24 protein-coding genes are annotated in these 26,794 nt (G+C 66.1%); 13 read left to right on the top strand and 11 right to left on the bottom strand.

Translation table 11 applies throughout. The features are described from left to right. Window positions 1-49: 49 nt before the first annotated feature. The 3 genes from OYT95_RS22965 to OYT95_RS22955 are packed head-to-tail and all read right to left on the bottom strand — an operon-like array spanning window position 50 to window position 2,988. The gene (locus OYT95_RS22965; protein ID WP_128640955.1) at window positions 50-1,234 is read right to left on the bottom strand and encodes a lipid-transfer protein; all 1,185 of its coding nucleotides are present in this window, start codon (window positions 1,232-1,234) and stop codon (window positions 50-52) included. Window positions 1,235-1,283: 49 nt separating this feature from the next. Continuing rightward, window positions 1,284-1,625 (bottom strand): AtuA-related protein, encoded by a 342-nt coding sequence (locus OYT95_RS22960; protein ID WP_268789189.1) that lies wholly within the window; start codon window positions 1,623-1,625, stop codon window positions 1,284-1,286. Between the two features lie 4 nt (window positions 1,626-1,629). Further along, window positions 1,630-2,988, bottom strand: a complete 1,359-nt coding sequence (locus tag OYT95_RS22955; protein ID WP_128642307.1) for an acyclic terpene utilization AtuA family protein — start codon at window positions 2,986-2,988, stop codon at window positions 1,630-1,632. A 457-nt stretch (window positions 2,989-3,445) separates the two neighbouring features. Between OYT95_RS22955 and OYT95_RS22950 the strand changes: the two genes are divergently transcribed. The 3 genes from OYT95_RS22950 (at window position 3,446) to OYT95_RS22940 (ending at window position 6,406) form a co-directional block, all read left to right on the top strand. Beyond that, a complete protein-coding gene (locus OYT95_RS22950; RefSeq protein WP_268789188.1) occupies window positions 3,446-4,798 on the top strand; it encodes an MFS transporter in 1,353 nt (450 codons plus the stop codon). A gap of 233 nt (window positions 4,799-5,031) precedes the next feature. Next, on the top strand, window positions 5,032-5,868 hold the full coding sequence (locus OYT95_RS22945; RefSeq protein ID WP_268789187.1) for an alpha/beta hydrolase: 837 nt from the start codon (window positions 5,032-5,034) through the stop codon (window positions 5,866-5,868). 61 nt (window positions 5,869-5,929) lie between these two features. Further along, complete coding sequence (locus OYT95_RS22940) at window positions 5,930-6,406, top strand: cupin domain-containing protein (protein ID WP_268789186.1); 477 nt, start codon at window positions 5,930-5,932, stop codon at window positions 6,404-6,406. A gap of 2 nt (window positions 6,407-6,408) precedes the next feature. Here the strand turns inward: OYT95_RS22940 and OYT95_RS22935 are convergent, their stop codons facing one another. Beyond that, window positions 6,409-9,675 carry a protein kinase domain-containing protein gene (locus tag OYT95_RS22935; protein ID WP_268789185.1) on the bottom strand — a complete coding sequence of 1,089 codons (3,267 nt, stop codon included), beginning with the start codon at window positions 9,673-9,675 and terminating at the stop codon, window positions 6,409-6,411. Between the two features lie 210 nt (window positions 9,676-9,885). Between OYT95_RS22935 and OYT95_RS22930 the strand changes: the two genes are divergently transcribed. After that, window positions 9,886-10,314, top strand: a complete 429-nt coding sequence (locus OYT95_RS22930) for a MarR family winged helix-turn-helix transcriptional regulator (RefSeq protein WP_012689917.1) — start codon at window positions 9,886-9,888, stop codon at window positions 10,312-10,314. Further along, the gene (locus OYT95_RS22925; RefSeq protein ID WP_268789184.1) at window positions 10,298-11,743 is read left to right on the top strand and encodes an MFS transporter; all 1,446 of its coding nucleotides are present in this window, start codon (window positions 10,298-10,300) and stop codon (window positions 11,741-11,743) included. The genes OYT95_RS22930 and OYT95_RS22925 overlap by 17 nt, the downstream gene beginning before the upstream one ends. A gap of 32 nt (window positions 11,744-11,775) precedes the next feature. Here the strand turns inward: OYT95_RS22925 and OYT95_RS22920 are convergent, their stop codons facing one another. Continuing rightward, complete coding sequence (locus tag OYT95_RS22920) at window positions 11,776-12,900, bottom strand: helix-turn-helix transcriptional regulator (RefSeq protein WP_268789183.1); 1,125 nt, start codon at window positions 12,898-12,900, stop codon at window positions 11,776-11,778. 107 nt (window positions 12,901-13,007) lie between these two features. Between OYT95_RS22920 and OYT95_RS22915 the strand changes: the two genes are divergently transcribed. Both OYT95_RS22915 and OYT95_RS22910 read left to right on the top strand, forming a co-directional pair. Beyond that, entirely contained in the window at window positions 13,008-14,027 is a 1,020-nt protein-coding gene (locus tag OYT95_RS22915) for a methyltransferase (protein WP_268789182.1), read from the top strand. 27 nt (window positions 14,028-14,054) lie between these two features. Next, on the top strand, window positions 14,055-15,182 hold the full coding sequence (locus OYT95_RS22910) for a flavin-containing monooxygenase (protein ID WP_268789181.1): 1,128 nt from the start codon (window positions 14,055-14,057) through the stop codon (window positions 15,180-15,182). Between the two features lie 146 nt (window positions 15,183-15,328). Here the strand turns inward: OYT95_RS22910 and OYT95_RS22905 are convergent, their stop codons facing one another. The 4 genes from OYT95_RS22905 to OYT95_RS22890 are packed head-to-tail and all read right to left on the bottom strand — an operon-like array spanning window position 15,329 to window position 19,437. Beyond that, complete coding sequence (locus OYT95_RS22905; protein WP_268789180.1) at window positions 15,329-16,525, bottom strand: acetyl-CoA C-acetyltransferase; 1,197 nt, start codon at window positions 16,523-16,525, stop codon at window positions 15,329-15,331. Between the two features lie 16 nt (window positions 16,526-16,541). Continuing rightward, window positions 16,542-16,994 (bottom strand): MaoC family dehydratase, encoded by a 453-nt coding sequence (locus OYT95_RS22900; protein WP_037229871.1) that lies wholly within the window; start codon window positions 16,992-16,994, stop codon window positions 16,542-16,544. Between the two features lie 45 nt (window positions 16,995-17,039). After that, window positions 17,040-18,263: an acetyl-CoA C-acetyltransferase gene (locus OYT95_RS22895; protein ID WP_268789179.1), complete on the bottom strand. Its 1,224-nt coding sequence runs from the start codon at window positions 18,261-18,263 to the stop codon at window positions 17,040-17,042. A 4-nt stretch (window positions 18,264-18,267) separates the two neighbouring features. Next, a complete protein-coding gene (locus tag OYT95_RS22890; RefSeq protein ID WP_037229873.1) occupies window positions 18,268-19,437 on the bottom strand; it encodes an acyl-CoA dehydrogenase family protein in 1,170 nt (389 codons plus the stop codon). A 231-nt stretch (window positions 19,438-19,668) separates the two neighbouring features. On the opposite strand from OYT95_RS22890, the gene OYT95_RS22885 reads away from it, so the two are divergent. Genes OYT95_RS22885 through OYT95_RS22870 form a run of 4 tightly spaced genes read left to right on the top strand, consistent with a single transcriptional unit; the run spans window position 19,669 to window position 22,900 of the window. After that, entirely contained in the window at window positions 19,669-20,019 is a 351-nt protein-coding gene (locus OYT95_RS22885) for an AMP-binding enzyme (protein ID WP_009475779.1), read from the top strand. Window positions 20,020-20,041: 22 nt separating this feature from the next. Next, window positions 20,042-21,232 (top strand): acyl-CoA dehydrogenase family protein, encoded by a 1,191-nt coding sequence (locus tag OYT95_RS22880; protein WP_268789178.1) that lies wholly within the window; start codon window positions 20,042-20,044, stop codon window positions 21,230-21,232. Between the two features lie 14 nt (window positions 21,233-21,246). Next, window positions 21,247-21,990: a 3-oxoacyl-ACP reductase FabG gene (gene fabG / locus OYT95_RS22875; RefSeq protein WP_037229875.1), complete on the top strand. Its 744-nt coding sequence runs from the start codon at window positions 21,247-21,249 to the stop codon at window positions 21,988-21,990. Window positions 21,991-22,030: 40 nt separating this feature from the next. Next, window positions 22,031-22,900 (top strand): LysR family transcriptional regulator, encoded by an 870-nt coding sequence (locus OYT95_RS22870; protein ID WP_128640943.1) that lies wholly within the window; start codon window positions 22,031-22,033, stop codon window positions 22,898-22,900. Here the strand turns inward: OYT95_RS22870 and OYT95_RS22865 are convergent. Further along, window positions 22,840-23,733, bottom strand: a complete 894-nt coding sequence (locus OYT95_RS22865) for a LysR family transcriptional regulator (RefSeq protein WP_128640942.1) — start codon at window positions 23,731-23,733, stop codon at window positions 22,840-22,842. The genes OYT95_RS22870 and OYT95_RS22865 overlap by 61 nt on opposite strands. Before the next feature lie 9 nt (window positions 23,734-23,742). Then, window positions 23,743-23,940 (bottom strand): hypothetical protein, encoded by a 198-nt coding sequence (locus OYT95_RS22860; protein WP_128640941.1) that lies wholly within the window; start codon window positions 23,938-23,940, stop codon window positions 23,743-23,745. Window positions 23,941-24,150: 210 nt separating this feature from the next. Between OYT95_RS22860 and OYT95_RS22855 the strand changes: the two genes are divergently transcribed. Together OYT95_RS22855 and OYT95_RS22850 are read left to right on the top strand one after the other, a co-directional pair. Further along, complete coding sequence (locus OYT95_RS22855) at window positions 24,151-25,635, top strand: aldehyde dehydrogenase family protein (protein ID WP_268789177.1); 1,485 nt, start codon at window positions 24,151-24,153, stop codon at window positions 25,633-25,635. 37 nt (window positions 25,636-25,672) lie between these two features. Continuing rightward, window positions 25,673-26,791, top strand: a complete 1,119-nt coding sequence (locus tag OYT95_RS22850; RefSeq protein WP_268789176.1) for an NDMA-dependent alcohol dehydrogenase — start codon at window positions 25,673-25,675, stop codon at window positions 26,789-26,791. Window positions 26,792-26,794: the final 3 nt, after the last annotated feature.

Raw genomic sequence — 26,794 nt, 5'->3', positions numbered from 1 at the left:
TTCGACGTGAGATCGAGGACCCTGACGCCGTCGAGCGGACCGGAGACGGTCATGACACCCTCCGATACATGGTGACGACGCACGCGCCCCCCAGCCCGATATTGTGCTGTAGGCCGATCCGTGCATCGTCGACCTGCCGCTTTCCTGCCGTGCCGCGCAGGTGCCAGACGAGCTCGGCACACTGCGCAAGCCCGGTCGCACCGAGCGGATGACCCTTGGACATCAACCCACCGGAGGGATTCACCACATACTTACCTCCGTAAGTGTTGTCCCCGTTCAGAATGAGCTTCTCCGCAGTACCTTCGGCGCACAGGCCCAGGCCTTCGTAGCTGATGACTTCGTTCGGCGTGAAGCAGTCGTGCAACTCGACGACGTCGACGTCCTCAGGGCCGACGCCGGCCGACTCGTACACTTCTGCCGCCGCACGGCGCGTCATGTCGGCGCCGACCAGGTTGATCAGGTCAACCGAACTGGCCTCGGTGTCGGTGGTCATCGACTGCCCGATTATTTCGACACCCCCCGTAAGTCCGTGTCGTTGGGCGAAAGCCTTGCTGACCACGATCGCAGCTGCCGCTCCGCAAGTGGGTGGGCATGCCATGAAGCGGGTCAGATACGGGAACAGGGTCGGCGCTTCCATCACCTGATTTACGGTCAGAGGCTTGGTGAACAGCGCATACGGGTTGTTACCCGCGTGGGTACGCGACTTGACCGCAACTCGCGCAAAGATGTCCGGATTCGCACCGTACCGCTCGATGTACTCCCACCCGGCCGCGCCGAATGCCTGGATCGCACGTGGGGCATCGGTCGGCAGCTCCGGATGCAGCTCCACCCGACGCTCGTGAATCCAGCCCACCGGAGACGTCCGATCGGGGAACGCGCTGCCGAGGGCGCCCGGTGTCATCTCCTCGAATCCGAACGCCAGCGCGCACTCGACGATCCCGGTCTCGACTGCCTGGCGGGCGAGCATGAGCGCGGACGAACCGGACGCGCAGTAGTTGTTCAAGTTGTACACGGGAATGCCGGACATCCCGACCGAATACACCGCGCGCTGACCACACGTGCTGTCGCCGTACACATAGCCGGCGAACGCCTGCTGTACCAGGGAGTAGTCAATTCCCGCGTCGGCGAGGGCCCCGCGGATCGCCTCCGCAGCCATTACCTCGTACGGGTCGTTTGCGCCGGGCTTGGCGAATTTCACCATGTTGACGCCGACAACTTGCGCTTTGTCACTCATCTCGGGATCTCCGAACTCTTGTCGATTGTGCAGTACGAAATCGAACCGATCAGTGCATCAAGTGCAGATCGGGCTCGGCGACCTCGAACTCGATGCGCAGCAGGGCCTGGCACATCGTCTTGCCGGTGAAGTCGGCGCGCAGGCTACGTGTGGCTCCGCCGCCGAGTGCATTGCGCAGAACGAAATTCATCGCTTCCAGGGTGTGCACCTCGTAGCGGTTCACCTCGCCCTTGACCATTCCGCCGAAGAACTCCTTGACCACGTCGGCGGTCAGGTATTCCAGGATCAGCGGGTAAAAACGCTTCTTTTTGGCTATGACAGCGATATTGCAGATGTCGCCCTTGTCGCCGGAGCGGGCGTAGGCGATGTCGTTCAAATGGATACGGCTCATGTCGTCACAGTTCCCTAGTCTCGACGGTCTGCGAGATCTCCTCGCGCGGAATCAAAGTCGGCCACAGTGCGAAAACCTCGCGCGGCGGCGGAGTGTTGAGCTGACCGGTCGATCCGATCGGGCCGGTGCCCATCAGCATCACGCATTCGCGAGCTACCTTCGCTGCCTCTGCACGCTCGGCGCACTTGGCCGCGACGCGAATGCGGACCTCGTTGATGTCCGGGTCCGGAGCGGGTGACGCCGACCAGTGGCACGAGTTGACGCCGATCATGTCGAACCGGACTTCCTCGGCATCGAGGTTTACCATCTGCAGACGCTTCTTGATGATCTCGATCGACCGCTCGGCCTTTTCGACGGCGTCCGGCCAGGTCACTGACGACTCGGCCTCGCCGATGAAGCCGTCCATGTAGGCGATGCCCGCTTTGAGAGTGTCCGGACGTGGCTTGCCCTTCGCGCCCCATACCTTGACACGGTCCTTGGCGACCTCGTCCATCTCGACGTTGGTGAAATCCGTGATCACCTCAGGCATCAGGTAGTTACCCGGGTCGTGCACTTCGTACAGGAGGTGCTCGGTCAGGGTGACCTGGTTGACGACGCCGCCGGTGCCGTCCACCTTGGTGATGAACAGTTCACCGTTCTCGTTGACCTCGGCGATCGGGTAACCGATATTCCAGGGCTCGGGAACCTCGCGCCACAGGCTCGAGATCCCGCCGCTGCACGCCGCGCCGCACTCGATCAGATGTCCGGCGAGGATGCCGATCGCGAGGTTGTCCCACTCGTCCCACTTCCAGCCGAATTCGTGGACGAGCGGGGCCAGAATAGCCGCGTCGTCGGTGGCTCGATCGGAGATGATGATGTCGCAGCCCGCTTCGAGCGCCTCCACGTAACCGTATGCGCCGGAGTAGACATACGATCCCACGATCTTGTCGCGCACTCGGCCGAGATCCGCGTCGCCGTTGTCGAGGTTGGTGAACTGGACTCCGTTGTCGAGAAGCTCCTCGACCTTGGCCTGAACATCGTTGGTGGTGACGATACCCACCTTCAGCTTGGTGATCCCGAGTTCCTTCGCGGTGGTAAGGATCGTGTCAGCACAGGCCTGCGGATTGGCAGCACCCGCGTTGGTCAAGATCTTGATGCCCTTTTCCAGACAAATCGGCAGCACACCACGGACCACAGCCCGGATCGACGGGACATAGCCGCGCGACGCATCCTTGCGCTGCATCTTCTGCAGGGAGGGGATGGTCGGCTCGCCCAGGAAGTCATATGCGAGGTACTGCACGTCACCGTGCTTGGCAATCTCGATCGCGGGGTCCAGATTGTCGCCCCAGAATCCACTTCCAGATCCGATCCGAATCTTCTTCATACTGTGTCCTCTTCCATTGCTGAATGTGTCGTCTCGCGAGGGCCGCGGCCCGGCTCCGCCGAGAAGCTCGTTGAGCTCGGCGTCATCCCGGCCGACGGGCCCGGCCGCACACTGGACCGGCGGTGACTCGCGGTCGTCCTTCATGTGAGGGTCGTCGCAGCATCTCCGGGGTGTTCCTCGCGATAGCCGGGACTCTGCCTGACCGAGGACCTCGACCCATTCTGCTGTCGACTTGGCGGCGAGCACCTTGTGTCCGAGCTTATGACTCACCCAATCGCCGATCAATTGACTTCTGACGAAGTTCGAATTCAAGTTTTCCGAAGGACCCTCTGATTGCCGTGGACCGAATTCGAACTTCGAGATTTTTCAGTCGATTCGATGCTGCCTCTGATGTTTCATAAGTGTGAGCCGAGTTACATGCCGGCTTGCAGTCATTCTCCCGACATGAAAGCAACACATGCCCACTTCGCTCACCCCCAGCGCGTCAGCCTCTCGCGGCCCCGGTCTGGTGTTGGCCCTGTGTTTCGCCACCATTCTCGCCGACGGATACGACCTGATCGTCTTCGGTGCAACTCTGCCCTCGCTCATGCACCAGTGGGGGCTGGAAAAATCTGCACTGGCGGACGTTCACAGCATGACTCTGTGCGGCCTGATGGTCGGCTTCCTCGTCGCCGGCACTCTCGCCGACCGCATCGGGCGGCGCGCCGTGATCTTGGCCGGTGTCACCTGGTTCTCATTGTTGTGCCTGGTGTGTGCGTTCGCGCCCAGCTTCACGGTCTTCGGAATCGGCCGCGTTCTCTCCGGCGTCGGACTCGGTGCGGTCGTCCCCGCCGCGGTAGCCCTGGCCAGTGAGTTCGCAACCGCCCGGCGCAAGCAGCTGTTCAATGGAATCACCCTTACCGGATACCCGATCGGCGGTGTCCTCGCCACGGTCGCCGCGCTGATCGTGCTTCCCGGTGCGGATGCGCTCGCGAAATCCACGCCACCGTCCGAGCAGTGGCGGCTCCTGTATTTGCTTGGCGGTGCGCTGATCGTCCTCGTCCCGATCCTGTATTTCGCGCTCCCCGAATCGCCGAGCCTCCTCGCTGCGCGTGGCCGCGACGAGGAAGCACGCGAGGTCGCCAACCGGTTCGGCATCGAACTCACTGCGACAGAAGCCCGTCCAGCAGATCAGGCGAAGGGCGGCATACGACTGCTCCTGTCGCGTCGATACCTGTTTGCCACGGCAATCTTTACGGCGGTGATGTTCTGCTGCCAGATTCTCGTCTACGGCCCGAACACCTGGCTGCCGAGTATGACCAAGGAATTGGGTTTCGGTGGAACACAAGGAATTCTGGCGCTGATGATGCTGCAGTTCGGTGCGGTCGTCGGCACGATCGTGGGCGCCCTGCTCGTGGACCGGGGTGGTGCCACGCAAACCATAATCCCGTACTTTCTCCTCGGAGCCATCGCTCTGCTGGCGCTCGCGTTCGGTACCGAACTCGGTGCGGCCGGCCTCTTCGTCGCCGCTTTCGCAGCGGGCGTCGGAACCGTTGGCACCAGCACGCTCATGTACGGTGTGATCGCTGCACACTATCCGACAGCAATTCGGGGATCCGCAATCGGATTCTGCCTGGGCATCGGCCGAATCGGTGCGATTCTCGGCCCTCAGATCGGCGCGCTGTTCGCGACGCCACGCGCAAGACTCCTCGCATTCATGGTCCCCTCTCTCGTCGGTGCCGGACTGATTCTCGTCCTCGCCCTGAGCACGCGGAATCGACCGGTGAACGACAGCGCCCAGGGCGAAGACCTGGTCGACAGCCGGGCATGAGGAGTGCTGGTCAGATCTGTTCACGCTGAGGCTCTTGATTTCAGCGATCGAAGAAGGAAATCGGGTGGGCTGCGTACCGGTCTTCGCTGACATTCACCAAAATCCACTGAGCGCCATGAACCACTACTGGCATCGCATTGTTCGACACACCGAGAAACGAAGGTCAGGTATCCATGATGTCGACTGAGTTCGCTGATCCCCTCCGCACGCTTTACCTGGATTGGGTCGCCCGCATGCAGGCCGACCCAGAGATGTCGGTGCAGATCATGCGGGACATGCAGGAGGGGTGGCACACCGTCGCAACCGAACCGAAGGGAGTCAGCTACGAGTCGGTCGACATCGACGGACTCTCCGCAGTGTGGAGCATTCCGGCGGACGCCGATCCGACAACGGTCGTCCTCTACTTCCACGGCGGGGGTTTCGTCACCGGATCCGCCCACTCGCATCGGAAGATGGCCGGTCACCTCGCACGAGAAATCGGTTCTCGCGTCCTGCTCGTCGACTATCGACGCGCACCGGAGCACGCCTATCCCGCTCAGGTCGACGATGGGGTCACGGCGTTTCGGTGGCTGATCGATCAGGGCTTCGCGCCGAACCGGATTGTCAGTGCGGGTGACTCTGCAGGCGGCACACTCGCCCTCGCTCTCGTCGTGAGTCTCCGAACCCGGGGCCTACCGACCCCCGGAGCAGTGGTGACCTTCTCTCCCGGACTCGACTGGGACGGCGAGTGGATGGTCAACGAAGAGAACGACATACTCGCGAGCAAGGCCATCATCGTGGCGATGGGCTCACTCGCCTTCGGTGATCGCAACACCAAGGACCCGCTCTGCAACCCGACGTACGCCGATCTCGTTGGATTTCCCCCCGTGTACCTGTCGGCGGGCGGGCACGAGAATCTGCTCGGCGGCATACGGAAATTTGTCGAGGCGGCCGATGCCGCGGGCGTCGAGGTGACGCTCGACGTCGCTCCGAGCAGACAGCATGTTCACACGTTCGCGGTGGGCAATGACCCCGAGGCCGACCGGACGATCACCGAATCCGCCGCCTGGGCCCGCGAGCGGTTGGGCTGACGGCCGACGCCTTGTCTGTGTTCGGTCACTTCACACTCACACCCAGGAAGAAGAGCGAAAGATGAAGCACCAGGCACGACGTGTTGTCACCGGCCACGATTCGGACGGCCGCTCGGTCGTCCTTTCCGATTCGATCGTCGACGCGTTCGAAGCGTCCCCTGCCGCATTCGCGACACGGCTGTGGGCCACCGACACGTTTCCGTCCGACAATACGGATCCGTGGGACGGAGCGGAGTTGATCGAGACGTTCTCGACCGCAGACGGAACCGCCTTCTACATTGTGGACTGGGCTCCGAACAGTGAGTTCCCGTTCCATCGAACCCAGAGCCTCGACTACGGCGTCGTGATGAGCGGTCAACTCGAAGCAGTGATGGATGGCGGAGACGTCGCCGTGTTGACCACCGGCGACAGCATCGTTCAGCGCGGGACTATGCACGTCTGGCGCAACTCCACCGACCAGTGGGCACGTACGGTGTTCGTTCTGGTCGGGACCTCACCGGTGACCGCCGGCGGACAAACCCTCGAACCCAACATGTAACCCTAATCGTGCGCCCGCTCCACGACCCAGGCCGCGACCTGGGTCCGGGAGGTGAAGCCCAGTTTCGCCAGGATGTGCTCCACATGACCTTGTGCGGTGCGCGGTGAGATCACGAGGCGGTCGGCGATGGCCTGATTGGTCAGGCCTTCGGCGATCAGATCGGCGACCTGGCGTTCCCGCTTGGTCAGTCGCGTCGACGCGTCGGCGTCTCGTGTGGTGGTGCCGGACTGTTGCTCGTGGAGGGCGTAGGCGATTGCCGCGTCGAAGCCGAGCTGTTCACCTTTGCGGTGGGCCGCTCCGAATGCTTTGTCCCCGATCTCCTTCCGGGATTCATTTTCGCAGTCCTGATGGTAGACAAGCAGATTGGAATGTATGATCACAGCGCTGCCCACCGACCGCGCCAGCCCTTCCGCGGCTCCCATCAGCACTGCGGCCCGAGTCGGGTCGCGCCGCTCGGAGGCGATCCAGGCCAGCGCCTCGAGTCCGGCCGCGACGACGCGGGGACTGCGCACCTGCCGCGTCAGCTCCAGGGATTGTTCGAGGAGCCGGACCGAACGATCGGCATCCCCCTGTCGCCACATGGCGATGCCCAGAGCCCACAGCGAGTGGGACCGATACATTTTCTCGCCGTATCGTTCCGTGATCGAGAGTGCACGTTCGTGGCATTCGATCGCCTGGTCCGTCAGGCCGGACAGGCCGTAGGCCACACCCAACGGGTACAGGATGCTGACTTCGAGTGTGCGATCCTTGCGTGCGGTGAACTCGGCGAGTGCGGTTTCCAGTTGCGAGCATGCTCGCGCGAGATCCCCTCTGTAGAGGGCCAGCATGCCGTCGGAACAGTCGACGTAAGCATGCATCACGGGGTCGCTCGTGTGCGCGGTGAGGGTCCGCGCCTCCTCGACGAGCGCTGTTCCGGCCTCGAGGTCGCCCTGAGCGAAGGTCATCACGCTGCAGCCGTACATCGCCTTGATGGAATCCAAGGTGGGTGGGCCACTGCGGCGGGCAAGCAGTTGGTCGAGCCAGCGCCGCCCCTCGTTGTAGAGACCCTGGGAGCTCCAGAACAAGAACAGCGCGGCCGCGGTGCGCAAGGCGGCGGCGGGGTCGTCCTCGGCGCTGAATTCGAGGGCCTCCCGCAGATTCGGTTGTTCCCGCTTCAGCCGGGCGATCCAGTCGAGCTGGCGGGCACTGATCCACTCGACCTCCGCATCCAGCGCCAACGCCTCGTACCAGTCCCGGTGCCGCCGACGCAAAGACACCGCCTCACCGGTCTGCTCGAGTTTCTCGAAGCCGTACTCGCGGAGAGTCTCGAGCATCCGGAACCGCACCACCGACCCGTGCTCCTCGCGGATCAGGATCGACTTCTCCACCAAGGACGTCAACGTGTCCAGCAACTCGTCCGGGTCGAGGCCCTCGCCGCACACCCGCTCCGCGGCGTCGAGTTCGAAGCTTCCCGCGAACACCGCCACCCGCCCCCACACCAGTTGTTCACCGGCGGAGCACAACTCGAAGCTCCAGTCGATACACAACCGCAGCGTCTGTTGCCGTGTCGGCGCACCCCGGCTGCCGCGGGTCAGCAGGGTGTAGCGGTCGGTGAGGCGACCGAGGATCTGCTCGGGTGACATCGCCCGCAACCGGGCCGCCGCCAACTCGATCGGCAGCGGCAACCCGTCGAGCCGGTGGCAGATCCCCGCCACCGTCGCCGCGTTGTCCTCGGTGAGCGCGAAATCGGGAACCGCGGCCGCAGCGCGTTCGGCGAACAGGGTCACCGCATCGTATTTGGGTAACCCGCGCACGGAGGGCCGCCGTTCCGGATCGGGGGCAGCCAGTGGCGGGACCCGCAGCACCGCCTCCCCGCCGATGACCAGGGGTTCGCGGCTGGTGGCCAGAATCCGCAACCGCGGACACACCCGCAGCAAGGGACCGACGAGTTCCGCGACCGCGTCCACCACCTGCTCGCAGTTGTCGAGCACCATCAACACCTCACGCGGGGCGAGGAACTCGATCAGGACCTCCCGCAGCGGCCTCGCCGAGTGATCCCGCACCCCCACGGCGCCGGCCACCGCATCGACCAGTGACGACGCGTCACGCAGTTCACCCAACTCGACCAGCCGCACACCGTCGGCGTACTCGCGCTGCACGGCGGACGCGACCCGCATCGCCAGCCGCGTCTTCCCGACACCCCCGATCCCGGTCAACGTCACCAGCCGCGACCCGGCCAGCAGGTTCTTCGCCTCGGTGAGCTCGTGTCGGCGGCCGACGAAGCTGGTCAATTCCAGAGGGAGACTTCCCGTCGCGCCCAGCGTGGAGTGCGCCGGCGAGCCTCGTCCGCTGCGCGAGGTCGATGGCTTTCGGTTCACCTGCACATCGGGTTCGGCACGGAGCGCCATCTCGTCGACCGGAAAGCCGTGGTCGCGTTGCAGACCTCGCAGCTGCTCCCCGAAGTCGGCGGCGGTGACCGGGCGCGCACCGGGCTCGCGGGACATCGCCCGCGCAATCGCGTCGGACACATCGTCCGGGATCCCGTGCTCACGCAGATCCGGCACCTCCTGCGTGGTGATCCGCAGAAACTGCGCGACCACCTGCTCACCGCTGCGACGCTCGAACGCAGCATGCCCGGTCAACGCACTGAACAGGGTCGCGCCCAGACCGTAGACGTCCGCGGCCGGACTCGGCGGATCACCGCCGAGCACCTCCGGCGCGGTATACGCCGGCGACCCGGTGACTGCACCGGTGGCCGTCTCGAAACCCCCGCTGACGTGCGCGATACCGAAATCCGCCAACTCCGGCTCCCCGTACTCGGAAAGCAGAATATTCGCCGGTTTGACGTCCCGGTGCAGAATCCCGAGCCGATGCGCCGACTCCACCGCACCGGCCATCTTCACCCCCACCCGCAGAACCTGCTCCAGCGCGAGCGGACCGCCCTCCCGGACCCGGGCCTCCAGCGAATCCTGCGGGTGATACGGCATCACGATGTACGGAAGGCCGCTGTCGGTGGCGCCGACCTGCAAAATGTTGACGATGTTCGGGTGCCCGGTCAGCCGCCCCATCGCCTGCTGCTCCCGGAAGAATCGGGCCCGGTTCTCCTCGTCGAGGTCGACGGTGAGCACCTTCACCGCCACCGTGCGATCCAGTTCCGACTGGGTGCAGCGGTAGACGACGCCGAAACCGCCGCGGCCGACCTCCTGAACGTCAGCGAAGCCGGCTCCACCCAGCTCGGAGGGCGGGGACGGCGGGTACCGCTGAGTGTCGAGCGGATCACCTGCACCCATCGGACGGTCTACTCACCCCGTCGGATCGTGGTTCCGGCGCATTGGTCCCGACGGCGCGACCAGCGCGGATACAACCGTGGACTCACCTCTCGACGGCGTCTTCTCGAGGATATCGCTGTCGGTGATCGGTGCGGGCGATCCTTGCCGCACCCGGTGTGAGTCTCCCCATTTAGTCAATTAGATTGATCAATTTGGTTGTACGCTTTGCGCATGATCACCGAACAGGCCACCGCGCAGGTCCTGCGGGAAGCGCTGCGCCCGATCTGGCGTCAGCTCACCGCAGGCAGGACGATCTCCGTCGGCAAAATAGGCGTGCTCGCGTACCTGTCGAAGCACGGCCCTACGTCCGCTTCGACCCTCGCGACGGCCGAGAAGATCAGTCCCCAGGCGATCGCCAACGCGGTGCGCGAACTCGAAAGTCTCGGCTTGGTTGCGCGGACACCCGATGAGCAGGATCGACGCCGGATCTGGATCGAGCTCACCGACGCCGGCCGGGAGAGGCTGGCGCAGGAGCGGTCGAAAGGCCTGGACTGGCTGGAACAGGCCATCGCGGAGCGGCTGACGGCCGAGGAGAAGAAGACTCTCGACTCCGTCGTCCCGATTCTGCACAAGTTGGTGGACGATGCCCCAGTCGACTGAGTCCACCACGCGTCCCCGCTTACTGCCGGCCCTCGCGTATGCCGCCCTGACGACCGCGATCGTCAGTTCACTCGGCATGCTGCTGGTGCCCACGATCTCCCACGACATGCACGTCGAGGTGAGCACCGGCCAGTGGATGCTCACCGTCAACCTCCTGGTCGGGGCGGTCGCAACACCGATCATGGGCCGGCTGAGCGACGGCCCCCACAAGAAGCGCCTGCTCCTGTGCTCCCTGACCACGATCCTCGTCGGTTCGATCGTCGCCGCCGCCGCTCCCAACTTCACCGTCTTCCTGATCGGCCGCGCGTTGCAGGGACTCACCTACGGAATCGTTCCGGTGACGATCGCCCTGGCCCGCCGCTATCTCCCCGAGAACCAGGCCCGGATCGGCATTTCCAGCCTGTCGGTGACGGTGACGACGGGCCTGGGACTCGGATACCCGCTGACTGGCATCCTCGCCGACCTCCTCGGGTTCCGATTCGCCTTCTGGTTCGCGGCGCTGTTCCTGATCACCACCATCCTCGTCGTCTGGCGTGTCGTTCCCGCAGGTCCCGACGAGCAGGCACCGCGCAACACACTCGACGTCCCTGGCGCACTGCTGGTCGGCACCGGACTCGCGTCCCTACTCGTCGCCGTCAGCGAAGGCTCCCGGTGGGGCTGGGGCTCACCGTGGACCATCGGATTCTTCGCCGGTGCGGCAACACTGCTGACGGCGTGGTCCCTCGTCGAACTGCGCACCCCGTACCCACTGATCAACCTGCGGGTACTGCGCAACGGTGACGTGCTGGTCGCGAACAGCACCGCGATCGGCCTCGGCGCCGCGATGTACATCGGACTCTCGATCGGCAGCCTCATCGCCCAGGCGCCCGACTCCACCGGATACGGCATCGCGCTGCCCCTGTTCTGGGCCGGATTCGTGATGCTTCCCCTGTCGGTGGCCAGTTTCGGCGCGAACCGACTCGTCCGCGCGGTCTCGCACCGGATCCGCATGAGGACTCTGCTGCTCATCGGCGCGGGCCTCGTGACGGCCTCGAGCGCGCTGCTCTGGGTCGCCCACAACGCGCTGTGGGAAATCCTGATCGGAATGCTGGGGTTCGGGGCAGGAATGGGCATGACGTATGCGGCGATGCCGGCCCTGATCGCCCGCAGCGTCGCCGACACCGAACTCGGTAGCGCAGTGAGCTTCAACCAGGTGCTGCGCACTGTCGGTGGTTCGTTCGGCAGCGCCCTCGCGGGCGCGGTGCTCGCGGCGAATCTGGCACCGGACCTACTTCCCACCGAAAGCGGGATCAGGCTCGCTCTCGCCGTGGGTGCCATCGGATGCGCGATCGTCTTCGCCGCATTGCTCGTCAACTACGTGAAGTCCCGCCTACCGGCGCCGGAGCGACGAACGGAGGGAATCGGGGCCACCTCCGTTCGCTGGCCGTGAAGCAGATACGCACCGCCGAGAGTTCGGCGAATTCAGTTGATGCCCTTCGCCCACCATCCGGATGGCGGGGATGCCGCAAGCTCCCAGCGTGGCGCGTAGTGCTCGAGGAATATCTGCCCCACCAGTTCCCCGCGGCTGCGCACCCCGGTCTTGTCGAAGATCGACTTCATGTGGTCTTGAATTGTGTAGACGGATAACGACATTGCGTGCGCCATCTCCCTTGTCGATCGCCCTTGGACGCACAGCGCAGTGAGATGGCATTCGCGTTGGGACAGTCCGTAGGCCATGGCAATGACGGGCGCGATCTCATGCGGCGTCGCGGGTTGGATGATGACGGCGGTGCGTCCGTCTTCGACGCCGGAAAGCCTGGTCCCGTACAGCAACAGCCAGGCGCCGGATCGCGTGCGTACCCGCGAGCGCGCGGCAAGTTCCAGCGGATCGGTGCCCGGTTCGATCGCCCGCGCCCGGGCCGCGATGGCCTGCACGACCTTCGATTCGAACGGCGTCGACGGCGCCGGGACCTCGACAATTTCGTCGATCCAGCGTTCCGCGGCGGGTGAGACCGATTCCGGGTTGCCCGCGGCGTCGAAGACCACCACGCCGGGACCGTAGTCCACGGCCGTCACGGCGGCCTCGACCTCGTGGAGCATCGAACGTCGCAGACCGGTCGCGAGCGCGGGCGCCAGCGCGGCGATTGCGCGGACGTGCTCGGCGGTGTACCACGGCGCGCCCGCATCGCGCAGGAATGCCGCTGCACCCCAATAGACCCCGTCCGACACCAGGGAGACCCGCAGCTCGTCGCCGATTCCGTACGCCTCGTGCGAACGGTGCCGTGCACTGCGGGACAAATCTCCGTGGGTATCCAGACTGAGTGCACCCGCCAGGCGGCCACTGTGCGCAAGAAACGCCCACTTGTCGACGTCCTCGACCTCGTATTCGTAGTGCGCCAACCAGGATCCGGAACACCCAACGTTCCGGTTGACGCTGCCGGTGAACAGGATGGTGCCCGGGTCGACGGTGTGCCAGCAGCAGCGGTCATGTGGGATCACCGTGCGCAGGGCCTCGCTCATTCGCGCGCTGTACCCCACCCAGTCCAGCTGGTCGGCGGCGGCACGCGAAATTTGATCGCGGACGCGTGGCAGCAAGCTCTCCGCCATGTCCGAAGTGTATCGCAGCAGGTCAGGGCTGCCTACCCCAGAAATCTGGGTGGATTCCCCAGGATTCAGGGATATGACGCAGAACCGACAACGACGACGCTGGTTTCATGACGATGACAGCCCATACCTCCGCCGAAACCGACCACGACCTGCCTAACCCGGAGCCGATCATGCAGTTGGCGTCCGGGTTCATGGCCGCCAAGCACCTCTTCGCCGCCAGCGAACTCGGTTTGTTCGAGGCGTTGGGCGAGGGCCCCACCGACCTGCATGGCCTGGCCGCCCGCACCGGGCTTACTGCCCGAGCCACCCGGATCAGCGCCGACGCCATGGTCGCGCTGGGTATGCTCGAACGCCGAGGCGAACAGTATGTCAATACCGAGACGGCGGCCGCGTTCCTCGCCGGCGGATCGCCCGCCGACCTGCGTCCGCTGCTGCGGTTCTGGGACAAGATCAGCTTCCCGGCGTGGGAAGACCTGGCCGGCGCACTCGCCCGCGGGCCGAAACGCCAGATCTTCGACCTCGACGCAGCCCTGCAACCCATCGCCTCGATCGGTATCGAGGCGTTTTCGGCCGGCCCCTCGCTCGCCCTGCCGGACACGGTCGATCTGTCCGGCAGTCATCGACTCCTCGACATCGGCGGCGGCACCGGCTCCTGGTCCATCGCGGTGGCGCGCCACTGCCCGCAACTGACCGCGACCGTGTTCGAGTTGCCGGCGGTTGCCCAGACCGCGCAGGACCGCATCACGTCGGTCGGGCTGGAGGGGCGAGTCGACGTATGCGCCGGCGACGCGATGGCCGACCCGCTGCCCGCCGGATACGACGCCTTCCTGGTCGCGAACCTGGTGCATTACTGGTCGCCCGAGCAGAATCGTGCGCTGCTACAACGCATTCGCGACGTCGCCGCACCCGGCGCCACGCTGCTGATTGCCGACTTCTGGACCGACCCCACCCACACCCAGCCGGTCGCGGCCGCCCTGATGGCGGGCGAATTCGCGGTCCACCTCGAACACGGCGACGTCTACAGCGTCGGAGAAGGCATCGCCTGGCTGCAGGACACTGGCTGGCGCTACCGCGACCAGCGCCCGCTCACCGGCCCGATGAGCGTCATTGTCGCCGAAACCGCATGACACAAGACAACACCCAAGGAGCACACGATGAGCGAGCATCAAGTCGCAATCGTCGGTGCCGGCACCTCCGGGGTCGCGGCGGCGGTGGCCCTCGCCGACCGTGGCATCAACCCGTTGCTGATCGACCGAGCCGACCAAGTCGGTTCGTCGTGGCACTCTCGTTATGACCGGCTGCGACTGAACACCGGCAGGCAGTTCTCCCACCTGCCGAACCGCCCCTACCCCAAGGGCACACCGACCTTTCCCACGCGGGAACAGGTGATCGAGCATCTCGAGCGGCACGCACGTGCGGACGGGATCGAGTTGCGCCTGGGCTGCCCGGTGGAACGGCTCGACCTGACGGACGGGCACTGGCGGTTGACCACCGCTGCCGGTTCGGTCGACGCTGCCGAGGTGGTGGTCGCGACCGGCTTCGATCATGAGCCCTTCGTCCCGGACTGGACCGGACGCGGGGACTGGCTGGGTGCACTGGTTCATTCCTCGCAGTACCGGAATCCCTCGCAGTACAACGGGAAACGGGTCCTCGTGGTGGGAGCGGGCTGCTCGGGCATGGAAATTGCCTACGACCTCGCCACCGGAGGCGCGGCAAAGGTCTGGCTTTCGGCTCGCACGCCGCCGAACATCATGCTCCGCCAGGGACCTGGTGGCATACCGGGAGACTTCATCGCGACGCCGCTCTACCATGCCCCGGTCCCTATCGCGGACGCAATCGCTCGGTTCGGCCGGGAGAGGAGCATCGGCGACCTGCGCGAGTTCGGATTACCGATCCCCGACGAGGGGATCTTCGCCCGCAGCGCCCGCCTCGGCGTGGCACCGGCGATCGTCGACAAGGAGCTCATCGCCGCGATCCGAGACAGGTCCATCGAGGTCGTTCGTGGAGTCGAGTCACTCGACGCGGACAGCGTGTGGCTGGTGGACGGTGTGCGAATCGACCCGGAGGCAATGGTCTGCGCGACGGGGTTCCGCCAGGAACTCGAAAAGCTGGTCGGGCACCTCGGCGTACTGGACGAGCGAGGTTGGCCGCACGCCACCGGTGAAAAGCCGGCCGCCGAGAGGTTGCGTTTCATCGGGTTCGTGCCCAGGCCGTCGCAGATCGGGTTCGCGGCGAAGCAGGCTCGCCGCGCGGCCCGAGCGATCGCGCGGGAACTGCGGTGAGCATCGGCGGTAGGATTCGCCCACCCTGCCTCGGCGCTCGAACAATGGCGGGTCTGCGCAGAGATGGCCGACCGGTCAGATCGAACCGTGAAGTCGCGTCCGCCGACCCCGATGTCGGAGCCGGCGGACGCGCGTATCAGTCGGGGCTAGGCACCTTCGACGATGGCGGCCATTCCCTGCCCGCCACCGATGCACATCGTGAGAAGCGCCTTGCCGCCGCCACGTCGCCGCAATTCATGCAGCGCGGTGGTCGTCATTCGGGCGCCGGTCGCGCCGATCGGGTGTCCGAGCGAAATCCCGGACCCGTTGACGTTCAAGCGGTCCCGGTCGTCGAATCCCCACTCCTTCAGGACGCCGAGCACCTGGCACGCGAATGCCTCGTTCAGCTCGATCAGCGTGAAGTCGTCGAAGCTCGCACCCGTCCTGCTGAACAGCTTGGACGTGGCCGCGACCGGGCCGAGCCCCATCAGCGCCGGTTCGCACCCGGCGGCGGACCACCCGGTGAGGAAACCCATCGGCTCCAGCCCGAGTTCGTCGAGCTGATCTTCGGCGACGACGAGCATCGATGACGCGGCGTCGTTCTGCTGACTCGCGTTGCCCGCGGTGACGACACCGTCCGGGAGGGCACTGCGCAGCCGCGCCAGGGTCTCCGGCGTGGTTTCGGGCCGGATGCCCTCGTCCCGCGCCACGACGGAGACGTTGCCCTTGCGGTCGGTGATCTTCACCTCGATCACCTCGTCGTCGAACTTTCCTGCTTCCCAGGCGGCGTGGGCCTTGGCGTGGCTCTCGGCGGCGAACGCGTCCGACTCCTCACGGCCGATTCCACACCGTGTTGCGACGTTCTCGGCGGTCTCGATCATGCCGCTGATCTTCCCGAACCGCCATTCCGGCTGGGAGCGTTCCCGACCGCGATCGAGGCGGTCGTACAGGTTCAGCGATCCGGCGCGAGTGCCCCAGCGGGCCCCGGTGGTGTAGTGCTCGATGTTGCTCATCGACTCGACACCGCCCGCGAGCACGACGTCGGCCGCGCCGGTCTGCACCATCATCGACGCGGTCACGAGGGCCTGAAGGCCCGTGCCGCACCGGCGGTCGGTCTGGAGTCCGGCGACGCGGATCGGCAGTCCTGCCTCGAGCGCCGCCCACCGTCCGATGCACGGGGCCTCGGAGTTGGCGTACGACTGCCCCATCACGACGTCCTCGATGAGGATCGGATCGATCCCGGACCGCGCCACGGTCTCTTTGATGACGGTGGCGGCCAACGTCTCTGCCGGGACGTCGCGCAGTGCGCCGCCGAAACGGCCGACCGCGGTGCGGACGGGGGCGACCAGTGCTGCTCTTCGCATTGTTTTTCCTTGTGTCTCAGGCAACCAGGACGCGGACGGTTTCGGCGACGCACGCCGGCTTGTCCGCACCCTCGATCTCGATGGTGTATTTGACGACTACCTGCGCGCCCTGCTTCGTGTGCTCGAACGACACGATCTCGCCACCGGCCCGCACCTTCGCCCCGACCTTCACCGGCTGCGGGAAGCGCACCTTGTTGAGACCGTAGTTGATCACGAGCTTCACGCCGTCGACGCGCATGAGGTCGGCGCCGAGCTTCGGCAGCAGCGACAGCGTGAGGTAGCCGTGGGCGATGGGGGCGCCGAACGGGCCCTGGGCGGCCCGCTCGGGATCGACGTGGATCCACTGATGGTCGCCGGTGGCGTCGGCGAACACGTTCACGCGTTCCTGCGTGATCTCGAGCCAGTCGCTGTGGCCGAGATGTTCGCCGACTGCGGATTCGACGTCGTCGATTCCCTGGAATACGCGCATGACACTCTTTTCGGGTCGGCCCGGTACCGGGCGAAGTGGAAACGGCTAGAGGTTGACGTTCTCGAACACGGCCGCGATGCCCTGCCCACCGCCGATGCACATCGTCTCGATGCCGTAGCGGTCCTGGCGGCGGTCCAGTTCGCGGAGCAGGTTGGCCAGGATGCGACCGCCGGTGGCGCCGACGGGGTGACCGAGGGAGATGCCGGATCCGTTGACGTTGAACCGGTCTCGCATGTCGGACTCGTCGAACTTCCACTCCCGCGCGCACGCCAGGACCTGCGCTGCGAACGCCTCGTTGATCTCGAGGAGATCGATGTCGTTGAGGGTGAGCTTCGCCCGGGTGAGAGCCTTGTCCACGGCCGGGACCGGGCCGATGCCCATCCGGTTCGGCTCCACGCCGGCGACACCCCAGCTGACGAGCCGGGCGAACGGCCGCAGGCCCAGACGTTCCGCGTTCTCGGGGGTGGTCACGATCGCGGCGGCGGCCGCGTCGTTCTGACCGCACGCGTTCCCCGCGGTCACGGTCGCCTCCGGATCGACGTGTGATCGGATGGGCCGCAACGCCGACAACGACTCGGCCGTGACGTCGCGGCGCGGGTGTTCGTCGGTGGTCACGACGACGTCAGCCTTGCCGCGCTTGCCCGGCACGGTCACCGGGATCGTCTCGGCGTCGAACAGGCCGCCGTCCTGGGCGCGGATCGCACGGGCATGAGATTCGGCGGCGTACGCGTCCTGCTCCTCGCGGCTGATCGAATACTCCCGGCGCAGGTTCTCCGCGGTCTCGATCATGCCGCCCTCGACGGGGAAGTTCACGCCACCGGAGTTGATGCGGGGCTTGGCCAAGCGGTCGTGGAACTCCACCGAGGCGCCCTTGACGCCCCAGCGCATACCGGTGCTGTAAAACTCGGTCTGGCTCATCGACTCGGCGCCGCCCGCGATCACCAGATCGCTCATCCCGGTCTGCACCTGCATGGCCGCGTAGATCACCGCTTGGAGCCCGGAGCCGCAGCGGCGGTCGAGCTGGATGCCGGGCACGGTGACGTCGAGGCCGGCGTCGAGCGCAGCGATCCGGCCGATGGCCGCCGCCTCGCCGTTGGCGTAGCCCTGACCGAAGATGACGTCGTCGATGTCGTCGGACGTGAGCGACGTCCTCTCGATCAGACCCTTCAACACCGTCGACGCGAGGGTGGTGACGGGGATGTCGCGGTACATGCCGCCGAATCCCCCGACGGGGGTGCGGACGGGTTCACAGATCACTGCTTCGTACATGGGTTCAGAGTGCTTTCTTGGCTTCGCGGACGAGGCCGCCGCCGATGATCAGGCGCTGGATCTCGCTGGTGCCCTCGTACAGACGCAGCAGGCGGACCTCACGGTAGATCCGCTCCACCGGAACGTCTCTCATGTATCCGGTGCCGCCGTGCACCTGCACCGCGAGGTCGGCGACCTTGCCGGCCATCTCCGTGCAGTACAGCTTCGCCACGGACGGGGCGATACGACGGTCCTCACCGCTGACGTACTTCTGCGCCGCGTCCCGCACCAGCGCGCGGCCCGCGGACACGCCCACCTGCTGATCGGCGAGCATGGCCTGCACCAGCTGGAAGTCACCGATCGGGGTGCCGCCCTGCTTCGTGACCGCCGCGAAGGCGACGGACTCGTCGAGCGCACGCTGCGCGCTGCCGACGGCGAGGGCGGCGATGTGCACGCGGCCCCGGGCGAGCGACGTCATGGCGGCGCGGTAGCCGGCCTCTTCACTGCCGCCGACCAGAGCGGATTCGGGGACGGTGACGTCGTCGAACGCGACCTCCGCCGTCCAGGCGCCCTCCTGGCCCATCTTCTTGTCCTTCGGACCGACCACGACACCGGCGGTGTCGGCGGGAACGAGGAACACCGCGATGCCGGTGCCGGTCTCGTCGGCGGGACGGGTGCGGGCGAAGACCACGAACAGATCGGCCAACGGTGCGTTGGTGATGAACCGCTTGGTGCCGTTGATCGTCCACTTGCCGTCCTTCAGGACGGCGCGGGTGGTCAGGCCCGCCGGGTTCGACCCGGCCTCCGGCTCGGTCAGCGCGAACGACGCGACCACGTCACCGGACGCGATGCGCTCGAGCCATTCCGACTTCTGTTCGTCCGTACCGAAATTCACCAGCACCTGGCCGGCGATCCCGTTGTTGGTGCCGAACATCGACCGCAACGCCAGGCTCGTGTACCCGAACTCCATGGCCAGTTCCACGTCCTGCGTGAGGTCGAGTCCGAGCCCGCCCCACTGCTGCGGGATGGCGTACCCGAACAGACCCATGTCCGCCGCCTTGCGGCGAATGTCGTCCGGAATCAGATCCTTTTCCGCGATTTCGTTTTCCCTGGGAATTACTTCCTTCTGAATAAAGGTTCTCGTCTGCGCGAGAATGTCCTGGAAGTCTTCGTCACTCACTTCACGTTCAGCCATGAAGGTGAATATCCAGCAACCCGGCCTCGCTGTCAAGCGAGTGCCGCGAACGAGAACGCGCAGCGCAGACGGCATTTACGACCCATAGGAAGAGGGAAACTGTCGGTTTCCTACAGCGTCTTTGACCACGGCGGGTCGAGGCACTTCAATAGGTGTCAGTGTCCGGAGGAATTGTCCGGGCATATTCACGAACAATGAAATTTCCCGGCGAGATGGAACTCGATATTCGACATGGTTGGCAGACCCGAGGACGCACTTCTCTACAAGGGCTACACCGTCGATCCGCACGAATTGGAACAGCTGTTGCTGTCACGACGAGGCATTCTCGACGTCGTGGTGGTCGGCCGCTCCGTTCCCGGGGTCGGGGAGATGCCCGTCGCTTTCGTGGTGGCAGAAACCACGGCGCGCATCACCGCCGAGGAACTGATCGAGTTCGTGGCGGCCACGGTGCCGCCGTACAAGAAGGTGCGCGAGGTGGTCTTCGTCGACGAGTTGCCCCTGTCCCCACGGGGTGCGGTCCTGCGGTCCGCGTTGCGCGACCGTCTGAACGACGTGCACGCCGAGCAGAGCACGGAGAAATGATGAATACGGGACAGGTGGAACGATGACACGACTGGCGCAGACCGCCGGGCTCACGGACACCCAGGGCGAGATCGTCTCGGCGGTACGCGAGTTCGTGGACAAGGCGATCATCCCGCAGGCGCAGGAGCTCGAACACTCCGACACGTACCCGACGGCGATCGTCGAGCAGATGAAGGAGATGGGCCTGTTCGGGCTCACGATCCCCGAGGAGTACGGCGGCATCGGGGAATCCCTCCTCACCTACGCACTGTGCGTCGAGGAGATCGCGCGGGGCTGGATGAGCGTGTCCGGGGTGATCAACACCCATTTCATCGTGGCGCACATGATCGCCAATCACGGCACACCCGAACAGAAGGCCCACTACCTGCCACGCATGGCGACGGGTGAACTGCGCGGCGCGTTCTCGATGTCCGAACCCGAACTGGGTTCCGACGTCGCCGCCATCCGGACCAAGGCGGCCCGGGCAGCGGACGGCAACTACGTGATCGACGGCCAGAAGATGTGGCTGACCAACGGCGGGTCGTCGACGCTGGTGGCGGTGCTGGTCCGCACCGAGGAGGGTGCGGCCAAGCCCCACGACAACCTCACGGCGTTCCTCATCGAGAAGCCCGCCGGGTTCGGTGAGGTGCTGCCCGGGCTCACGATCCCCGGGAAGCTCGAGAAGATGGGCTACAAGGGCATCGACACCACCGAGATGGTGTTCAGCGGCTACCGGGCCGCCGCCGACACGATCCTCGGCGGCGACCCGGGCCGCGGCTTCCGGCAGATGATGGACGGCGTCGAGGTCGGCCGCGTCAACGTCGCCGCCCGCGCGTGCGGGATCGCCCAGCGCGCATTCGAACTCGGCGTGAAATATGCAAAAACACGGGAGACGTTCGGGTCGCCGATCGCCGAACACCAGGCCATCGCCTTCCGGATCGCGGAGATGGCGACCAAGGTCGAGGCGGCACACCTGATGATGGTCAATGCCGCGCGGCTCAAGGACTCCGGCGAACGCAACGACGTCGCCGCCGGGATGGCCAAGTACCTGGCGAGCGAGTTCTGCTCGGAGGTCACGCAGGACAGCTTCCGGATCCACGGCGGCTACGGCTATTCCAAGGAATACGAGATCGAACGCCTCATGCGGGAGGCACCGTTCCTGCTCATCGGCGAGGGAACCAGCGACATTCAGAAACAGATCATCAGCCGCGGGCTGCTGCGTTCGTACAACTGAGGAAGGAAGAATCAATGACACTTCTCGAGGGACGGGTCGCCGTCGTCACGGGCGCGGCCCAGGGCATCGGTTTCGAGATGGCCAGGAAGTTCGCGAGTGAGGGCGCGTCCGTCGTCCTCGGCGACATGCACGCCGAGAACGTCAAGGCCGCCGCCGGAAAGCTGGAGGCCGACGGCTTCCAGGCCGTCGCCGTCGCCTGCGACGTGACCGATCCGGATCAGATGCAGAACCTGGGGAAGACGGCGCTCGACGCGTTCGGCGCGATGGACGTGTGGGTCAACAACGCCGGCATCACCCGCGACGCGACGCTGCGCAAGATGTCGCTCGCCGATTTCCGCTCCGTCATCGACGTGCACCTGCAGGGCGCGTGGCTGGGCACCCAGATCGCGTCGATCGCGATGCGGGAGGCCGGCAAGGGTTCGATCGTGAACATCTCGTCGATCTCGGGCAAAGTCGGCATGGTCGGGCAGACCAATTACAGCGCCGCGAAGGCCGGCATGGTGGGCCTCACGAAGGCGGCCGCGAAGGAGGTCGCCCACCTCGGGGTCCGGGTCAACGCGATCCAGCCCGGCGTGGTGAACACCGATATGATCCGTGCCCTGCGCGCCGACATCATCGAGGCGAAGCTCAAGGAGGTCCCGATGGGCCGCGGCGCCGAGCCCGAGGAGATCGCCAACGTCGCGCTGTTCCTCGCGTCCGATCTGTCCAGCTACATGACGGGCACCGTCCTCGAAGTCACCGGCGGACGTCACATCTGACAACCGGCGGCCCGACAGTCGCACGCAGTAGTCTGCACTGGTGGAGTCGCGACACGTCGAGTATTTTCTCGCCACCGTCGACAACGACGGCCTCGCGCTCGCGGCCGAGGCCCTGGGCGTCACCAAGCCGTCGTTGTCGAAGGGGCTGCGCAATCTCGAGCGTGACCTCGGTGTCGAACTGTTCCACCGCGTGGGCCGCGGCCTGGTGCTCAGCGCGGCGGGAAAGGCCTTCGTCGGTCCCGCGCGGAAGATCGTGCGAGACCTGGTGGCCGCCGAGAGCTCACTCGTCGACGTCTCGGGACTGCCGCGCGGAAGGCTCGACATCTGCGCGTCGGCGCACGTCGCGGAAGGCCCCGTCACGGAACTGATCGGGTCTTTCCGCAAGCAGTATCCCGGTGTGGTCGTCCGGCTCGCCGACCTGCGACCGGTCGACGTCATCGCGTCGCTCATCCGGGACGGGCACTGCGAGATCGCCTTCAGTCACTTCCCTTTCGCTGCAGGAGGATTGACGACACGCGCCCTCGGAATTCACGAGTACTGGCTGGTGGTTCCGCACGACGCCGAGATCGCCTGGCGGGATCCGTTCCCCCTCGCCGACCTTCCGGATATTCCCGTGGTGGGGCTGCCCAAGGAATCGTCGTCGCGCACCGTCATCGAGAAGGCGCTGCAGGCCGCAGGGAGCCGGACGATCATGTCGGCCGTCGTCGAGCAACGGGAAGCCGTCGGCGCGTTCGTCGTCGAGGGCGTGGGAATGTCCTTCATGGAACGCACCCTCGCGGAACGGGCCGCGGTCGGCGGCGCGCGGATCTGCACCCTCGACCCGCCGATCACCGCCCCGTACGGGGTGATCTACGACGAAGCCCGGCTGTCCCCGGCCGGACGCGCGTTCCTCGACACGCTCGAGCCGTGATCCTCGTCGAGCGCGGCGATGAACGCCGCCGCGGCCGGCGGAAGCGGATCGGGTCGATGGACGAGGCCGATGGTGCGCACCTCCGGCGGTGCGAGCGAGCGCACCACGACCCCCGGCAGTTCCTGCTCGGCGACACGCCGCGGGAGTAGGGTCGCCCCCGCGCCCTGGACGACCAGTTCCCACATCGACTGACGATGCGCACACTCGACGGCGATGTTGTCCACCGGCAGTCGTGGACGCGACCCGATCTCGACGATCATCGGAATGTCGGCGAGCAGGCCGACGGGCACCGGATCGGGTAGCTCGATCGCCAGATCCGCGTGCAGCGCGAGCACGATCTCCTGTTCCCCCACCATCCTGAACTCGAGCCCCTGGTGGTCGACGAGCAGTTCGGTGAGCCCGAGGTCGCACTCACCCGACCGGACCGCGCGCCCCACCCCGTCGGGAACGTCCGCCGACACCGTGGCCAGGACCACGCGCGGGTACTGCCGGTGGAACCGGCCGACGATCCGCGGAAGCGGATCGGCGGCAAGGGAATTGAGAACCGCGATCGTGAGCGTGCCGGACCGCAGTTCGGCGACGTCGTGCACGACGGCCCGTGCCCGCTCCACATCGGCGAGAACCTGTCGTGCCGCATGCGCGAACGACGTGCCCGCGGGGGTGATCCGCAGCTTCCGTCCTCCACGATCGAACAGTTCGACACCCAGATCGCGTTCGAGAGTCCGGATCGCCTGCGACAGCGACGGCTGCGCGATGAACAGCGCCCGCGCGGCCTCGGTGATGCTGCCGTGATCGGCCACGGCGACGAGGTACTCTGCGTCCCGGATGTCCACCAGCCGAGTCTAGCGGCCACGCAGTTCACCGAGGCCACGGCCGGCCGTCGAGTGTCTCGCCTGGACGACCTGACGCCCGTTCAGGCGGAGCCGGTTCCAATCGTCGATGTCGTGATTGACGCACACCGTCGTATTCGGTTGGCTGCGCAGCAACTTCAACTTCTTCAGCGATTCGATCGCATCGGCGGTGTCGGAGTCGGCCGGCATGCCGACGCAACAGCTGATGCTGTCCTGGATCTACGCGACGTCGCCGGACAAGACCATCGTGCCCCTGTCCGGCAGGCGGAGCTGCAGCCCGAGTGAGCCGCGTCACGGACGATGTACAAAGCACGGTGCATCACATGCGTTTTATATATTCTGTACTATGCGCTCATAGGCAGTGGCGCGATCGGTCACAGAACCACTCGGAGGTAACAGATGACGCCGACTAGCGGTGTCCAGGCACTGAAAGAACTCATCGAGCCGGAACGCCTGCTGATCGACGGTTCCTGGGTGCCCGCGGTCGAGGGCGCGTCGTTCCCCGCGATCGATCCCGGTACCGGAGAACAGGTGGCCCGGATCGCCGAAGGCTCCGAAGCCGACGTCGACGCCGCGGTGGCCGCCGCCCGCCGCTCCTTCGACGAGGCTCGGTGGCTGCGGTTGTCGGGCCAGCAACGGTCGGTGATCCTGTGGCGCATCGCCGAGACGCTGGAGAATCGGGCCGATCAGCTCGCCGCACTGGAGAGCATGGACGCGGGCATGCCGGTCTCGCAGGCGCGCCTGATGGTCGGCGAGGCGGTCAATCAGTTCCGGTACTTCGCCGGCTGGGCCGACAAGGTCGAGGGCAAGAGCGTCGAGATCGGTCCCGCCGAACTGCGTTTCCAGGGATACACCCGCAAGGAAGCGGTCGGGGTGGCCGCACTGATCGTGCCGTGGAATGCACCGATCGTCGCGATCGCGCAGAAACTGGCCCCCGCGCTCGCCGCCGGGTGCTCGTGTGTGCTCAAGCCCTCCGAAGAGGCGTCACTCACCGCGCTGGCCGTCGGCCGACTGGTCCTCGACGCGGGCCTGCCGCCCGGCGTCGTCAACGTCGTCACCGGTTTCGGGCCCCGGGTCGGCGCTCCGCTCGCCGCGCACCCCGGCGTCGACAAGGTGAGCTTCACCGGGTCGACCCAGGTCGGCAGGCAGATCGTGCAGGCCGCCGCAGGCAACTTGAAGAAGGTCTCACTCGAACTCGGCGGCAAATCGGCGATGATCGTGCTGCCGGACGCCGACCTCGACACCGTGATCCCCGGCGTCGGAATCGGGATCTTCTGGAACTCCGGCCAGATCTGCACGTCCGGCTCCCGGCTGTTCGTCCATCGCGACATCGCCGACGAGGTTGCCCACGGGGTCGCCGAGTTCAGTCGAAACCTGAAGGTCGGTTACGGCGCCGACCCGGACGCCGACCTGGGGCCCCTCATCTCGCAGCGCCACCTCGACCGGGTGAACGGCTACATCGAGAGCGGGATCGCGGCCGGCGCCCGGGTCGTGGCCGGCGGCAAGCGAATCGGCGACCGGGGCTACTTCTACGAGCCGACCGTGGTGGTCGACGCCGACCCCTCGATGGCGATGATCCGCGAAGAGATCTTCGGCCCGGTGCTCGGCGTCATGCAGTTCACCGACATCGACGCAGCCGTCGCCGCCGCCAACGACACCGAGTACGGCCTCGCCGGCAGCGTCTGGACGCGGGACGTCGCCCGCGCCCACTCGATCGCTCATCGGCTGCGGGCGAGCCGGATCGGCATCAACGTCCACCGAGCGGGCGGGGTGCAGATGCCCGTCGGCGGTTACAAGCAGTCCGGCTGGGGCCGCGAAAACGGTGCCGAGGCCCTCGCCGAATACCTCGAGACAAAGTCCGTGGTCACCCGACTCTCCGACTGAGACCAGTACATCCCATCCACCGACCCCAAGGAGAAGCATGAGAACCCGCGGCGCAGTCATCCGGCAGATCCCCGGCGAACTCGAGGTCATCGACCTCGAACTGGAGGATCCCCGCGACGACGAGGTGCAGGTCAAGCTCGTCGCGAGCGGCATGTGCCACTCCGACGACCACCACGTCACCGGGGACATCCCGGTCGGCATGTACCCGTTCGCCCTCGGCCACGAGGGCGCCGGCATCGTCACGAAGGCCTCCCCCAACTACAAGGGCATCGAGGTCGGCGACCACGTCGTCTTCTCCGCGATCCCGTCCTGCGGCCACTGCCGCTGGTGTTCGAGCAACCTGCAGAGCCTGTGCAATCTCGCCGCCGGCATCCTTGCCGGCCCGCGTTGGACGGACGGCACGTTCCGGGTGCACACCACGGACGGGACGCCGGTCGGTCAGATGTGCGGCATCTCGACCTTCCTCGAGACCACCACGGTCTCCATCAACTCGGTCGTCAAGATCGACAAGGACATCCCCCTCGACAAGGCCTGCCTCGTCGGATGCGGGGTGAGCACCGGCTGGGGATCGGCCGTCAACCTCGGCAACGTCGAACCTGGGCACACCGTCATCGTCATGGGCATCGGCGGACTCGGCTCCGCCGCACTGCAGGGCGCCCGGCACGCCGGCGCCTCGCACGTCATCGCCGTCGACCCGGTCGCGTTCAAACGGGACAGCGCGAAGACGTTCGGTGCGACCCACGCCGTCGCGACCATCGAAGAGGCGGCCGAACTCGCCAAACAGTCCACCAACGGCCAGGGTGCGGACGCCCTCGTCATCACCGTCGGCGTGCTCGAACCAGAACACGTCGCCCAGGCACTCGCCGCGGTCCGCAAGGCGGGCACCGTCGTCGTCACCGCCGTCGGCGAACACTCCCGAGTCGGTCTGCCCATCCCGATCGCCGACCTGACGCTGTCCCAGAAGCGGCTGCAGGGATGCGTCTTCGGCTCCACCAACGGCACCTGGGACGTCAACCGGCTGCTGAACATGTACAAGGCCGGCCAGCTCAACCTCGACGACATGATCACCCGTACCTACCGTCTCGACGACATCAACCAAGGATACCGAGACCTGAAGGACGGCAAGAACATCCGCGGCGTCATCCTGTTCGACTGAGTG

Source organism: Rhodococcus sp. JS3073 (assembly GCF_026810085.1).
Taxonomy (GTDB): Bacteria; Actinomycetota; Actinomycetes; order Mycobacteriales; family Mycobacteriaceae; genus Rhodococcus_F; species Rhodococcus_F wratislaviensis.
The sequence above is the reverse complement of the archived record's forward strand: the minus strand, read 5'-3'. Positions and strand labels throughout refer to the sequence as shown.